Origin of the sequence: Bacteroides sp. 1001302B_160321_D4, assembly GCF_015667765.1 — a bacterium.
Classification (GTDB): Bacteria; Bacteroidota; Bacteroidia; order Bacteroidales; family Bacteroidaceae; genus Bacteroides; species Bacteroides xylanisolvens.
The window spans coordinates 149,370-164,388 of record NZ_JADPLO010000002.1; the positions used below are offsets into that span (position 1 = coordinate 149,370).

The 15,019-nt window shown below is 40.9% G+C and carries 11 protein-coding genes; 3 read left to right on the plus strand and 8 right to left on the minus strand.

Features of this window, described 5'->3' with window-relative positions; all coding sequences use genetic code 11:
• Window positions 1–9: 9 nt before the first annotated feature.
• The 4 genes from KFO40_RS01420 to KFO40_RS01435 all read right to left on the minus strand — a co-directional run bounded on the left by KFO40_RS01420 (window position 10) and on the right by KFO40_RS01435 (window position 8,248).
• Complete coding sequence (locus KFO40_RS01420) at window positions 10–789, minus strand: M15 family metallopeptidase (protein WP_009038870.1); 780 nt, start codon at window positions 787–789, stop codon at window positions 10–12.
• 211 nt (window positions 790–1,000) lie between these two features.
• Entirely contained in the window at window positions 1,001–3,904 is a 2,904-nt protein-coding gene (locus tag KFO40_RS01425) for a DUF6493 family protein (RefSeq protein ID WP_211146014.1), read from the minus strand.
• 13 nt (window positions 3,905–3,917) lie between these two features.
• Window positions 3,918–6,905 carry a DUF6493 family protein gene (locus tag KFO40_RS01430; protein WP_151922849.1) on the minus strand — a complete coding sequence of 996 codons (2,988 nt, stop codon included), beginning with the start codon at window positions 6,903–6,905 and terminating at the stop codon, window positions 3,918–3,920.
• Entirely contained in the window at window positions 6,893–8,248 is a 1,356-nt protein-coding gene (locus KFO40_RS01435; RefSeq protein ID WP_004296609.1) for an SWIM zinc finger family protein, read from the minus strand. The genes KFO40_RS01430 and KFO40_RS01435 overlap by 13 nt, the downstream gene beginning before the upstream one ends.
• Before the next feature lie 592 nt (window positions 8,249–8,840).
• On the opposite strand from KFO40_RS01435, the gene KFO40_RS01440 reads away from it, so the two are divergent.
• A complete protein-coding gene (locus KFO40_RS01440; protein ID WP_004296608.1) occupies window positions 8,841–9,344 on the plus strand; it encodes an RNA polymerase sigma factor in 504 nt (167 codons plus the stop codon).
• Window positions 9,345–9,507: 163 nt separating this feature from the next.
• Window positions 9,508–10,284, plus strand: a complete 777-nt coding sequence (locus KFO40_RS01445; RefSeq protein ID WP_211145997.1) for a Cof-type HAD-IIB family hydrolase — start codon at window positions 9,508–9,510, stop codon at window positions 10,282–10,284.
• A 672-nt stretch (window positions 10,285–10,956) separates the two neighbouring features.
• Here KFO40_RS01445 and KFO40_RS01450 read toward each other — a convergent pair.
• From KFO40_RS01450 to KFO40_RS01465, 4 genes are all read right to left on the minus strand, one after another.
• Window positions 10,957–11,337: a DUF5640 domain-containing protein gene (locus tag KFO40_RS01450; protein ID WP_128859536.1), complete on the minus strand. Its 381-nt coding sequence runs from the start codon at window positions 11,335–11,337 to the stop codon at window positions 10,957–10,959.
• Window positions 11,338–11,805: 468 nt separating this feature from the next.
• Window positions 11,806–12,393, minus strand: a complete 588-nt coding sequence (locus tag KFO40_RS01455) for a tyrosine-type recombinase/integrase (protein WP_211145998.1) — start codon at window positions 12,391–12,393, stop codon at window positions 11,806–11,808.
• Between the two features lie 154 nt (window positions 12,394–12,547).
• Complete coding sequence (locus KFO40_RS01460; RefSeq protein ID WP_211145999.1) at window positions 12,548–12,820, minus strand: hypothetical protein; 273 nt, start codon at window positions 12,818–12,820, stop codon at window positions 12,548–12,550.
• 298 nt (window positions 12,821–13,118) lie between these two features.
• Entirely contained in the window at window positions 13,119–13,565 is a 447-nt protein-coding gene (locus tag KFO40_RS01465) for a JAB domain-containing protein (protein ID WP_008649616.1), read from the minus strand.
• 811 nt (window positions 13,566–14,376) lie between these two features.
• Between KFO40_RS01465 and KFO40_RS01470 the strand changes: the two genes are divergently transcribed.
• A complete protein-coding gene (locus tag KFO40_RS01470; RefSeq protein ID WP_211146000.1) occupies window positions 14,377–14,967 on the plus strand; it encodes a hypothetical protein in 591 nt (196 codons plus the stop codon).
• Window positions 14,968–15,019 lie beyond the last annotated feature (52 nt).

Genomic DNA, 15,019 nt, shown 5'->3' on the forward strand with positions numbered 1-15,019 from the left:
AGCGCCGATTTATGGTATTAACTTATATTTCTGTCTGGCTACATCCCGGCTGCAAAAATTGAAATGCCACCACTCGCTGGGTAATGCACGAAACCCGGCTTCTTTCATTACTTTTCGCAGCAGTATCCGGTTCTGACGTTCTGTTTCACTCATTTTTCCGTTATGTACCAGTTCGTTTTCGTTTGTGATGTGTGCTTCCACACCTAAATGGTCTACTTGGGTTCCCATAGGTAAAGGCTGCCCTAAAGAGTCTTGAATACTGATGTCTACTGCCAGTCCGTAGTTGTGTAGTCCGCCTCCACGGTTTGGGTTAGAGACATATTTGTATTTGGATGTTCCTTTCACTACGTTCCACATCTTCTTTTGTACCGACATGGGGCGGGCTGCATCGTAAATGATAAGACTATAAGACGGGTGAAGCTCTTTCAAGGCTTTTTGTGCTTCTATAAGAGCGTATGCCGCATCCGGATGCAAATAGGCTTCCGTTAAGTTGTCGTAAAGCACTTCGCCAGTGAAATTATCAGCTTGCGTATACATTAACTTAACAACGAGGCTGCTATCCAGATCGGTTACGTTGACGAGTCCCAGTGAATCCATGTAGAGAGCCATTGCGCTTCGCTTTGGCGGTGGCGGTAAGACGGTGGCACTTTCTTCGCCGGATTGCATATCGTCCGTCGTATATTCATATTCCGTCAGGGCGGGGTTCTCCTTTTCCTTTTGGCTGGAAAAGAAGGAGCATCCTGTCAGCAGCAAACAGAAGATAGCTAAACTATATTTTAGAATAATCATTCAACCTTTTGTATTTAGTGTGCCAAAGATACTTCTTTTTGGCTTTTGCTCCAATAAGCTACCTTTAAATCCTGATTGTTTAAGTGGTCAGGTCGTGCCACTATATTGGCACAGTTATGCCTCTACGTTGGCACAACTTTGCCACTTCGATGGCACAGCCGTGCCAATACGGTGGCACAAAGTAAGAGATTAAGTAGTTGCAACAATCTTCTTAATGTTGGATATTAGCCACTGCTTTCTTCAGATTAGCGACCCCTTTCCAAACATCCAACAGGTGCAAAACCTGTTCGTCTTTGGCTTTGCTGTGGTTGATTGATAACAGTTCCGCATAGATCTCCAACAACTTCTTTAAATCTTTGATCGGCTTCTCCGGAAGTCCGGCCAGCATTGCTACGATTAGATTCTCCAATTCCCGGTTGTGCAGGGGACTGACATTCATCATTTGTTGCTGTATCAAGCCGGTGAGTCTTTTCAGCGGTCCCCAGCCGGTATGTTGATGTGAACCTAAGATTTTACCTATGCGCTTACTGTCTATGCATCCTTTGCTGACACGGTCTATCCAGATTTCGGCGGCATAAGAACGGGAAGTCTTATCTGCTACCAACATACAACTGGCTTCCAGTATGTAAGACGCCTCATGCCAGGTGTGTCTTAACTGATGAAGTGCTTCGATGGTGGCTTTGGTGATGCCTATTTCCCTAACCTCATTTAACATCGGATCGTAAATGGCACTGCGGATACACCATACTAATAATGGTTCCGGCATATTGGGAGTTAACCATGCTAAACGTGGCAAGTCATTTTGTATATCGTCGAAGCGCTCTATCAGCGGATACATTTCGACCACTAACGGATGCGAATCGTATGAATGGTAACTGATTCTCTCATTATATTCATCTTTATTGACGACATGAGAGTTTTTGCTTTCCGGAATATCGAAAGTAAGAGTTGCGGAGGTCCATTCTACTACTTTCTTGTTGTAATCGGTATATGAGTGAGTACGCAGATAAGTTCTCCACGTAAAGTTTCCAGTCAGGAACTCGCGTGGACCTTTATTGTATGAGAAATCTTTGAATTCGGAGTAGATTGTTTCCGGCGACTTGATTAGTCCTGCTGTCATCCACCAGGAAGGATGGGTGAAGGGTGCTTGGGGGAGTACATCTTCTGCTCCCAACAAGAAAGAAAGTAAGCGCTGGTATTCTTCCTTTAAGTCTTGGAGGATAATAGGAAGTTCTTGTGATGAATTATCCAATGCCACTCGTGAGAGTGCTATTTGCATATCCATATCGTCTGGCTCAGTGTTTGCTTGCTGATATTGTTTTAACCTTTCTACCAGGGTTGCCGGAGCGATAAACATAGGAGTATGGGTGGGAGTGGACAATAGGGGTAAAGGTTTCTCTTTACTCTCCAAAAGATCTAGTGTCCGGCATAATAGCTGCTTGTGAACAGGGAACTTCTCTTTTTGGTTCGTTTTCTGACGGATGGTGAGTTTCTGCAGATTACGATAGTTCCATTTACCTTTCTGCAGTTCGTCTTTCTGTACCATTTTCTGATGCAAGTCACTTAGCTCTTTTGCTTCTTTAGGGAAGCGTTTAACCAGTAGTTTTGCATAATCAAGGAGGAAAGTTGCCATCAGTTGGTCTAATAGGCCGTTTCGTGAACTTCCTCCGCTCATCAGTAGTTTGTAAGCGCGTTGAAGGATGGGTGCCCATTGTGAGATTTGTTTTGTGTCCTGTTGGCGGTCCCATTGCACTAAGGCACCGAGTAACAGGTCGAAGTGATAGATCTCGTTCCCATCCAGCACTTGGCTGGCAAGAAATAGCAGGTCTTCGGGGGAAGCAATTTCCTGTATCCGGTTGTCCTCACGGATAATGGGGAGTATCGGTTCATACACGAAAGAGGCGGAATCGTTGTCGGGCTGCTCGGAGTGGGCGGGAGCTGCTTCATTATGGGCAGAAGTATGGCCAGACTCATTATTCTCCAGATAAGCCTTCAGCTCTTTTTTAGTGTTTGCCAACATCGTTTCCGTATATACGGCGAGTGCTTCTCTTAATGTGGCAGATTCCGTCTCTCCATACGTCAGGATCAGTTTGGCTATCTTGCTTTGAGTGGATTCTTCCCGGCTCATTAATCCTTGTGCGGCAACACAACAGATGGCGTCACGAAATTCTTTTCTTTCTTTTGCCAGCTTATTAAGTACGGCCAATGTGTTTTGATGGACTGCCTTCACATCTGAAGCGAAAAGAACGGAAGTCTGATTCAGAAACTCTTCGATCCGGAATTGCGGATGATTGCATAAGCCCTTCAGCAGTCCGAGCATGATATTGACAGGGCGGCTGTGAGGGGCGGACAGGACGGCTAATATTTCCGGTTGTAACGCGAGTTGTTCTTCTATGCTGGGAGTAAGTGCGGTAAACATGCCTGCAAACCAGCCGCATAAATTCTTGTTCATATTTCGGTTGACAGCGAGCAGAGATTCCTTTAGCACACGCATACGGTCTAGTTGTCCGTGTTCTACGAAGTATCTGAAAGAAAAATAAGGTTGTCCGCCATTCCGGTTATCCATCCAATTTTGTCCGCAGTCGTATTCAAAGAGATACCAAATATGTTCTTTAAGTGTGATTTCGCGTTTTTGCAGGAAATCAGTATTATTCATATAATTCACTAGATAACCCGCAATGGTTTGTGGAGAAGGTGTCACAGTAAGTATTCCCTGCTCTATCCAATCCATCAGGACTTCGTAATCCATTCCGTAGAAACCGCCGAATTCTTTGCCTTCACCTTCTTTGAAGAAGCTGTCGAGCCAGGAGGGAACGTACCACGGGGTTAATTCATTCAGTTGCTCGGTGTTGATTCCCCATTGGTGTTTACGGAATTCTTTCAGCGAATAGATAACGAGAGCGGTAAGATTGATGATACGATGCTGTGCGGAAGTCCCCCGTGTACCGTATGTGTTCTTGTTAAGTTGCATGAATTTACTGTAGTATTCTTCCAGTTTGTTCAGGCGGGGTACCAGGCTCTTTCGTTCTTCCTGTGTGAGTCCTTGCAGAAAGGGGATGATGGCATCCCCCTGTTGCTTTTCTACTATTTCGTTGAGGCGTTCTTCTAGGGTCATAATCATGAATTAATTATAGTTTGTTGAGTGAAGTGGTCACTTTCTTCAAATTGCTGTTCGTTGCCCATTCTTGCAGGCGTTGCAAGAGTTGTTCGTTTGTAACTTTGCTGCGGTTGATGGTTAATAGTTCCAGATAGAGTTCGAGCAGTTGTTTGAGTCCGGTGACGGGTTTGTCGGGCAATCCGCTGATAAATACAGTGAGCAATTCTTCCAGTTGGCGGTTGTGGAAAGCGCTTCGTTTGTACATGCTTTCGTACACTTGTGTGGTGAAGCGTTTTAACGGAGCAAGTTCCATGTTGATAAGCCGGGCCAGGATTTCTCCTACCCGGTGGTTGTTTATTCTTCCTGTGGAGAGTCCTTCTACCCATAACTCCGCTGCATAGGAACGGACTGTTTTGTCTACAAAAAGCAGCGAGCCGCTTAATAGGAGTAGACTCATTTCTTTGAGCGGGCAATGGAAAGACAACAACATGCGCAAGGCACAGGCAAGGGTACGTTTGCTGTCTTCCTGTGGACTGCCGAAAGCCATGTAATTGGAGATAATCTGGGCTATCAACGGTTCCGGCCGGTTAGGGTAGCAACACAATAGAGGTTCCATGTAGCGGGAGTCATCCATGTTGTATTTGCTGTTAATAATCAGATGTTCCTGCCATAGCTGATGGCTGTTGCGTTCGATATATTTGTGCCATTTGTGAAAATCAAGTTGGAGCAGGCGTCTGTCCGTTTCGTATGAGTTTTCTTTAGGTTTCACTTCTTTCCACTCGTAGTCTCCTGTCAGATGATTGTGTGGCAATGTGTTACAGGAGAAAGACTTGAATGCTTCAAATTCCGTCTCCGGTGCTTTTACCAGTCCGGCGGCTATCCAGGCGGTTGGATGGTTGTAGGGCGGTTCGGGTTGCGTGTTTTCGTCCAATAAGAACAGGCAGAGATGCAGGTACTCATCTTGCAACAGTTGCCGGGCGGTGACGATGGCTTCTTCCTTGTCTTCCAGAGCACAACGGGCAATAGCCAGTTGGAAATCCCACGAACAGGGTTTCTTTCCTGCTTCCTGATATGCAGCAAGCCGGCGTATCAGTTTGGTGGCTTGTAGGTATGCCGGGGTGTGGGTGGGAGTAGAAAGCAATGGCAATGAATTTCCTCCTTTTATTTGGCGGATCACATTCAGCCATAACTGTTGGATAGGTGTGAAACAGGTTGCGTTGCTGTAACCGGGTTTCCAGTTGGCAAGTCGTTTGAAGGAACGTTCGTCGTAAGCTCCTCTGTTTTTATCTATTCCTTTCAGTTTCTCTTCCAGCCGGGTGAACATGTTTCTCAAAACTCCTGTGTTGGAGTTGTCTGTCTGTGCCCATAAGCGTTGGTATTCCAACAGGAAAGTGGCAAGGAGATCTTCGTATGGTTCCCAACTATTGGCAACAATATTGGCTGCCCGTTGGAAAATAGGTTCCATCCGGTTGAGGTCTTCTTTATCCAGTTGGGGATGGAAAGCAATGATAGCGGCAATCGTTGTTTCTATCTCCCAGTTCTCCTCCATGTCGAACAAACGGCTAAGCTGAAACAGGAAATCTTCTTTGTCGGCAGGGAATGGAATACGGTTGTCTTCCCGGCAAATGCGGATGGCTTCCAGAGATAGCTCTTCGGAGAGGAGGGAGTTATCTGTACTATTTTCATCTGTACTATTTCTTTCTGTATTCTCTCCTTCTGTATGAAGAATGTCTTCTGTCACACTTGTATCTGTTGCATTTGCTTCTTCTGCAAGGTGTGGCTCTGTAGACTGTGGCTCTATAGACTGTGGCTTGAAAGATGTGAGTATTGCTTGCACACTTTGAAACATCTCCGGTTGATAAGACTGTAGTGTTTCTTGGAGATTGGACGAAGAGGCGTCCCCATATTTTGAAATAAAGTTGGCAGCTTTCTTTTGCAGGCTTTCGTCCTTCTTCAAGAATAGTTGGCAGAGAGTGATACAACAAGGCTCTTTCATCTCGGAATGTTGCGCAACGGTCTTTTCAAAGATGGAGTAAATGGTTAATAGCGAGTTTTTGGGACTGGAGAAGAAAAGGATGGTTGCCCGTTCGATGAATTCCTGATAACGGAATCCTTCTTCGTCTGCAATGCTCTTCAACTGTTGCAACATTATATTTACCGGCTTGGTGTAGGAAGAAGTGAATGTTTGCATGATCTCTTCCTGTAAGGATAACAATTCTCCGGCGGTCGGTTGCAGCGTTTCAAAGAATCTGGCAAACCATCCTGCCATGTCTTTTTTGAAGCTCCGGTGAAAAGTGGCGAGGGTGGCTCTTAGTAGCTGTTCTCTATCCAGATGTCCGTCCAATGAAAAGCGGTAGAGGGCCGCGCTGATACTTTCATCCCGTGTTGTGATTCCTTTTTTATAAGCATTTTTGGCACAATCATCCTGATAACCGATGATTGATTCGTGTTCGAAAAGCGTCCAGATGTGTTCTTTCAGTGTAATATCCCGTTTGAGTAGTAGTTCACTGTTGAAAGTATCGTCTCCTTTGGGATTCTTATTTCTGATGCGGGTAATCCAGGGGAGTACATGTGCAATGCGGCTTGGAGCGATTTCTTTGAGGTAACCCATATCCATGAGCTGCATCAGTTCTTCGTAATTGAGATCGAAATTGAACCATGTTTTGTCATCGTTGATAAAATCTGTCATCCAGGTAGGGTTGTAAAGCGGGAGTAGTTTGCAAAGCATATCAAACTTCACATGATATGCCATATCCATCTCCCGTCTGTTGGCACATACAAACTGTACTGCCGATAGAAAATGTGCCCGTGCCGCACTACAGGTTGTCTCACTGCTGAAACCAGCGAACCTGCCTTTTATCCATTGCAATTCCCGGATAAGCGGCAGCAACTTCCGCCTGTCCTTCATTGGCAACTCCAATAATCTCTTGATAAAAGGGATTAATATTTTCTCTTCATTCTCCGGAGTATCCACATAGGCTTTGGATAACTTCTCCAGTTCTTTTTTTAGTTCTTCCATTGCGCTAGTTTCTTTACTGCCAAAATATGTTTGCAAGCTCCCCGTTCTCCCTGATTACTGCTGAACCAAGTGCAAGTGCAACGTTCTTTTTCGTTCTCCCTGTCCAGAATGACGGTATGCCTCACTCCTCCGCTTCCTGCAACACGGGCTTCCGTCCGGTTGCCATCATTCGCAATGATTTCTACTTTGTCTTCTTCCAGCAACTTTTCTGCAGCTATCATTCGCGGGTTGAGGCTCAAAATACGTTCGGTTTTGAAAGGCAGGCGGCGGTAGAAGAAACTGTTTTCATCCAAATCGAATCCCAGCAAACCCATTGCTGCCAATCGTGCCGAGAGAGAATCTACCTTATCCAGGTCAATATGCTCTTCTATGGCAAAAAGCGTAGGGTTGAACTGTTGGTTGGCGTAACTGTATTTATCCATCGCCTCTATCCATCTTTCAGGTACATCTTCGAGCAGAGATTCCAGTGCGGCACCTTCTCCGGAGAATCCTCTCCAACATTCGCGGGAAAGAGAAAGGCTGAAGCGGACCGGACCGAAATAGAGTTGCCAGATAGTAGATTGCATAGTAGGATGTGCAAATACTTTCAGTTCATCAGCAAACGGAAGCAAGGGTTCGAGTAAGCGCAAACGGTGGAGTCCTCCGATGCAGATGGCATTCATACTTTTCACCGGTGAAAAGGCCGGTTTTTGACCACGCATCACTAAATAATAGTCACATTTCACACTACTTTTCGGTAGTGTCTGGAAGAGTTGTAAGGTTTGTATGCGATTGAAGGAATAGACCTTTTCGGCAACGGATTGATAAATCTGTACCGTAGTCAGTCCCTTTATCCATTTTACGGGAAGAGGTACTTTTCGCTCTATCACCTTCTCACCTTTATTATAGAGTCCCACTTCTTTGGGGCCGACCGACATTACTACATTTTCTTGTCTGCCTATTCCTCCTAAAGCGGAAATCATTCCGGGATTAAAATCTACATTCGTTGTCCCGTTTTCCAAGAATTCTCCGTCGTGTCCATCAGGAAGTACATCGACCCTGGCGTATACACCTGCACAATTAGAAAATCCTTCAAAGCGCAGACGGTTATTTCCAGCTGTTACAATCGGATCTTTCAGCATTGTAAGTTGTGCCGGTGTCAGGTTGAAACTGGACTGCACAACATTGGATAACGCAATGAGGCAGCGTGCCGTCATATAAGGTTGCGTCAGCTTTCCCCAAAAGAAACAGGGGGCTTCTCTCTTTTCTATTTCGCTATATTTGGCAAGAAACAGTTCGTCCTGATCGGCCGACCGTTGCAATGTGGAAGGAGCTGCATATTGATAAGAAATAGTATCAGTCATAGATAATAAATTGGTATTTGGTTGTACATTGCCCAAATATAGAAATTAATTCTTACGTGAAAAAAGAAGTTGGAGAATTTACATCACTTTGGAATGTGTGATATTATAGAATATCACCGAAAGACTAATTTATGCCTCTTTTGTACTAAGTTATGAAATACAATTCTTTATAGTTGGGCACAATTTTTTATACATAAAACAATTATTCTTTATAACTATTCTTAAATCATGCGTTCCTTTTTACCAGAAAGTAATATTTTTGTTCCCATAAAAAGAATGTTTAAGCGACATATTCTAAATTAAGTCTTATGAATTTTTTAATATAAAAAGACAGCTGTTTGTGAAAATCGCTAATATTGTTTGTTTTGTTTGTGTTATCCCATTTTGAGTCAGGTGTGACTTCAAAATGGGATTTTTGCTATACCGGCCATTAAAACCACCTGAATACTATCAAAAATGACCTAAATTCTATCAACCGATAGATTTTCCCCTAAACAATGTCTGTTCTTCACCTGCCACATTTGTTGAAAACCCGTAAACTTGCAACATCAAAATTATAACAACGAATACTCACAATTTAAAAATAGCGTATATGAAAAGTTTAAGCTTCAGGAAAGATCTGATAGGAGTACAGGATGAATTACTCCGCTTCGCATACAAACTGACAACCGATCGTGAAGAAGCAAACGATTTGTTACAGGAAACCTCATTAAAAGCATTGGATAACGAAGACAAATATACCCCCGACACAAATTTTAAAGGATGGATGTATACTATAATGCGGAACATCTTTATTAATAATTACCGCAAAGTAGTGCGCGATCAGACATTTGTCGATCAGACTGAAAACCTCTATCATCTGAATCTGCCACAAGAGTCAGGTTTTGAAAGTACAGAAAGAGCTTACGATTTAAAGGAAATGCACCGCGTAGTCAATGCTCTGCCTAAAGAATACAGAGTTCCGTTTGCTATGCACGTTTCAGGATTCAAGTACCGTGAGATTGCAGAGAAGTTGAATCTTCCGTTAGGTACTGTAAAAAGCCGCATATTCTTTACCCGTCAGAAATTACAGGAAGAGTTGAAGGACTTCCGCTAAACGTTAACTATCATTTTTCAGTAGGTATCAATAGGTATAGGGCAAAAGGATCTTGTTTCCTTTTGCCTTTTTTGTTTTATGTATTGGAGGTATACCTGCTATGGGGATTTTTTCAGTAACTTTGTCGCTGGGTAATAGACTGTAAATAAAAAATGTAGGTGTTATGATAAAAGCAATCATGCTCGATGTAGATGGAACATTGGTGAGTTTTGAAACTCATAAAATATTGCAATCTTCTGTTGAAGCTCTTAAGGAGATTCATGACCGTGGGATTCGAATAGTCATTGCTACCGGTAGAGCGGCAGGCGACCTTCATGAAATAGCTGCTGTTCCGTATGATGGAATTATTGCATTGAATGGAGCTGACTGTGTCTTACTGGATGGCACTGTGATAAGGAGACACCTTATTCCAAAGGATGATTTTAAGAAAGCCATGGAAATAGCAAAAGCTTTTGATTTCGCAGTTGCTATTGAACTGGATGAAGGCGTGTTTGTCAATCGGCTGACTCCGACTGTCGAACGGATTGCCAAAACCGTGGAACATCCCATCCCCGCCGTTGTAGACATTGAAGAACTATTTGACAGAAAAGAGTGTTGCCAGCTTTGTTTTTATATCGATGATGAAATGGAACAGCAAGTAATGCCGCTTCTGCCTAACCTTTCCTTATCACGCTGGCATCCCTTATTTGCTGATGTGAACCTTGCAGGAATCAGTAAGGCAACCGGACTTTCAGCTTTTGCCGATTATTATGGGATTGAGATGGCGGAAATAATGGCTTGCGGTGATGGCGGTAATGATATTCCTATGCTGAAAGCTGCCGGAATCGGAGTAGCTATGGGAAATGCATCGGAGACTGTCAAGACGTCAGCCGATTTTGTTACTGATACCGTTGAGAATGACGGTTTGTGTAAGGCTTTGAAGCACTTTGGAATCATTTAGTATTGATATTCTTATTTCAATATGGAGCACTGTTCCTAATTTTGTAAATCTCATTATTCTGACCGTATAAAAGAAAAACTCCTGTAAGTGAAATACTTACAGGAGTTTTTCGTGGGCCATCTTGGGCTTGAACCAAGGACCTCCAGATTATGAGGCTCTAATTTTTATTCTATTAAATAACAGTATGTCAACCTATTAATAATCTCATTGTAGGTTATCAGTCAACAATTAGTCAACATTGAACTTACCCTGCAAAGTTAATAATAATTCCTCATATCAAGAATTAAATCACTGTTTCTTATTATACCCAAATGCAGAATTTTATTTATATGTGTACCTGCCCTGCAATCTTTAAAACTTCGCTCCATGTATTATGTTCTTCCTCTGCTTCTTAGTACCTTTACTGTCAGATGATTCAATTACCAACCTATTTATTGCTACACAAATATGCAAGTAACACCAAAGAGGAATAACACAATTCACTATTTACCACAAGAGATTAGAGAGACTAGATTAACAGAAGTAACATACTTACCTATTACAAGGGAAATGTTAGAACAACTATTCTCAAATTCAACTAAGAAGGATAAGCATAAATTAGTTAAGAAGAGAAGGAGGTAATTAATAAGGCAGCAAGTGAATGTTACTTCAAATGCTGCCTTTATTTAATTATTACTTCTTCTTGAAAGTGGTTTCAATAATACCTTCCTTATTATCATTATAGGCAGCAATCATTGTATTGCCATTAATGTTGATAGTATATTTGTCAGTATCATCATCGTCATAGTTTATTATTAATGTACTGGATTTACTATCATAAGTGTAAGTAAACTGATACGTGTATGATTCGCTATCATCGTCATAAAATAAATGCTCTTCTCCGCTTCCGTCATTTCGGAAGGTCCACCTTAAATGTTCACCTTCATCATCGTTCTGCCATACTCCAACCAATGGATTAGACGGGTCGTCATCGTCATCATCACCACAAGCGGTAAAGTTCAAACACAATACAACCATTAACAAGGTCGTTCCAATTAATCTCAAAGTTTTCATAATTGATATAAATTTAATTCTGCCAACCTGTTCCCCTACGGTAGGCATTATTAAATAAAGAAGGTGCAGGGAACTATTAACTTCATCCTATTGACTGGCTTCTCGCATTGCCTGTAGTATGGATAAAGCAACAGCAACCCCACACCTATTTAAAACTATGAAGTCCCATAGAGGGAAACATAATCAAACAGATATGGGTGCTATTGCTATCATCTTCATACTACTTTCAAATTTTGCGAGAATTTGTCAATAGAAGATAATATCAATAACACCTTTCGTAATAAATACAAGTCAACCTTAACGCTAAAGGCTGAAACTGCCACAAAGTTACGAAAGATGTTTATATTTGCAAGAACTATTGTTTATTAAAAGTTGAGAGCTGTCTCTACTCAATAATTCAAGGTTGGTATGAAACTTGCCAAATCCCCATATAAGTAGAAATTCTGAACTTTCATACCAACCCAATTATCAGAAGCTAAGACAATCATAAGTATTTAATAATTCCTCTTGCCTTAATCCCAAGTATCTCTTAGTAATTGATACACTGGAATGATTGAATAGCTCCATGAGCTTAACAAGTGCAAGCTCCGAATTATCACTGTTCATATTATAAACCTGTCTGCCAAAGGTCTTTCTAAGAGAATGGCAACTGAAATTGCCTATATGCAACTTGTACTTCTTCTTAATCTCTTTCAGCATGACATTGATTCTCTGAACTGTGTACACTGTCCCCTTCTGACTTATCAATACAGGAGCATTTATGCCAACTGGATTTATATGCTCATAACAATCTCTGATATGTTGCTGTAGCTGCATATTAATCCTAATAGTCCTTTGCTTCCCTGTTTTAATCTCTATAATGGTAAATTCTTCTGCATCTAGTATCTGATTCCACCTCAAAGCAAGAATATCAGAAATTCTTAGACCTGTGAAGCAACCCAAAGCAATAAGAAGTGACATCTTATAATTACTATCCCTTGCCAACTTTCTTATTAAGTTCATCGCTTCGCTCCATTGCAGATAATCTGCTATTGTACTTGAATATTTAAGTGACATAACGTTCTGTTTTATAGTGAAACTAATATAAGTGAATATTAATTTTGAGTTGGAATATCTAACCTACTGATTACTGGCTAAACATTCACTAATAGTAGAAGTGAATATTATAAAGCAAGGACACTAAGTAAATAATGCCCTTACTTCATTCAACCTATATAAAAGGTAGTTGGGCTTCATCCAACACGCCACTGTCAACTATCCGTTTACAAAGTTCGTGTGATGCCTGATTCCTAAGGTCTGTACCATAGTTCCTACTACCAACCATGCGAATAATCTCTACTATGGTTTTCATTAATTCCTGCTGTAGTGTACGGTGGTAACACTTTGTACTTTCAGCAAACCTTTTAGGATTCCAACTATAATCGTTCAAGGCTCTTTCAAGTTCTTGCGCTGCCTTGTATTCGCGACTGCCTTCTATTACCATATTCTATAATATTTAAGAGGTTTATAAATAGAAAGAGTACCTATATATAGTATATAGATACCCTTATTAGTTCTTCATGTACTACTTCATTGTAATAATCTTGTATATAGTCCAAATAATCATCAAGAAGAATACAACAGGTGAAATTGCACACGCAATAAAGAAAACTATAATCCAGAATGTAACGATTAATAATGCTTGTAACATAATCTTTGATTAAATTGATAACATAAAAGAATGTGTCCAAACCACCTTTGCAGATTAATTTGAACACATTCCCAATTTGAACACAAACAAGTTAAAGCGTACCTTCATCGCTAAAGCTATAATAGCTTTCACTTGTCATAATGATATGGTCTAGTACATTAATTCTCATTAGTTTGGCAGCTTCCTTAATACATCTCGTTAACTCAATATCCAGTGTGCTTGGCTTTAAATTCCCGCTTGGGTGATTGTGTGCCAAGATTAAAGATACAGAATTAGTTAGTAGGGCAGCCTGCAATATCATTCTGACATCTACGCTTGTCTCTGTTATCCCACCTTCGGATATTTGTGTATATCCCAAGACCTGGTTGGCTTGATTCAAGAATAATACTTTAAAGTACTCCTTGTAATCTATAGTCCCTTCTTTGAAGGTAGGCAGCAGAATCTGGAAAGCGTCAGCAGCACTGTAAACCTTGCTTCTGTTTCTGGTAGTTGGCTTATATGTAAGCTCTACTTCTCCAACTTTATAATCTAAATTCATAACGTCAATTATTAATGTGATTGTCTTGTTAATAACTGCTATCCTTTGAACAAGGCATATATTAGCAATAAGATATAGCCCGCTATTAATAAAGGAAAGGATAACATTGCCACAATCATTGTAGCAATGACAACTAACAGATAGAATAAACTTCTCATAAAATCCTGTTAATTTGAAATTCCCCTATCTGAAAGCTAAGCAAGCCACAATCAATATTAATAATCCAATAAAGAATTGCGGCATTAGAATTAACGGCACAATTAGTATTGTACCAATCGTACATAACATCTTTAAATCTTCCATACATATTGTTTTAGATTAGTAATCAGTGAATAAAGCAGTAAATAGACGGCTTGGTATGAAGAACCTCCCTTATCACCTGTCTTTGTGTCTGTCAATACAGAATCATATATTAATAATAGATGAGGCTGATATTCCAGAGATTCAGAAAGCTTGTGAGTTGGAAAGCGATTCACGCAAAACTATTTACTTCTCCAATAATGGGTGAGGGGGTGTAGAGTAGTTACACCGCTATAGAGTGCATAATATATACCTTATGCTCACTGCCTGACTAATAATTTTACTTTATCAAAGCATAAAGTTTAAATAGAAACACGACCTAAATCTAAAGGGGCGGGGGTATGATTTTAGATACTACCAAATTTGAGTTGGGGTATATAATATAAATAAATCTCATTAAAAGGTAGTACACTTATATATCTATATATTGTCAGATTCAAATAGATTGCCTACATTTGCATAAACTCATAATTATATGAATTATGGAATATATTAATGAATTTCACAAGCAATGGATAGAGCGTACCCGCCAATCAATAATCTCTTGGAGCAAGCAACCTGTATCACCAGAAGAAGTAAGGAAGCAACAGGAGAAATTGAACCAACAGAGGGCTATAAGGGAAGGCAAATTAAAGAACTGATAGTATTTGCCAACGCCAACAATTTATGGATTGACTTGTCACACCTCAATATTACCTACATGGATAAGGGCGGTGAGAATGAAGTGTTCCATGACGGTAAATCGTCTGTTATCAAGCTGAACAACTTTGAGTATGCAGGGGATGATTTGGAGAACTTCTTCATTCGCATTAACGCACACAATAAGTTCTTTAGTAATGTACCCTATCAGATGATTGGCTTCTCTTATAACAGCCGTCAAGAGTTCAGTGCAGTTCTCACACAACCTTACATATTGGCGGAACGGGAAGCAACAGAAGATGAAATTGCTGAATACATGGAAGCGCTTGGTTTTGAAATGGATTACATAGACGAGTTCCATAACGACCAATATGAAGTGTTTGATGCCGTTCCCAACAATGTGCTGTACGGTATTGACAAGGACTTGTATTTTATTGACACTCAAATCAGACTAAAGATGTAATTTGGATATATGTGTAGAGAGCCCCAACCTTATAATATGAATCTCATTAAAA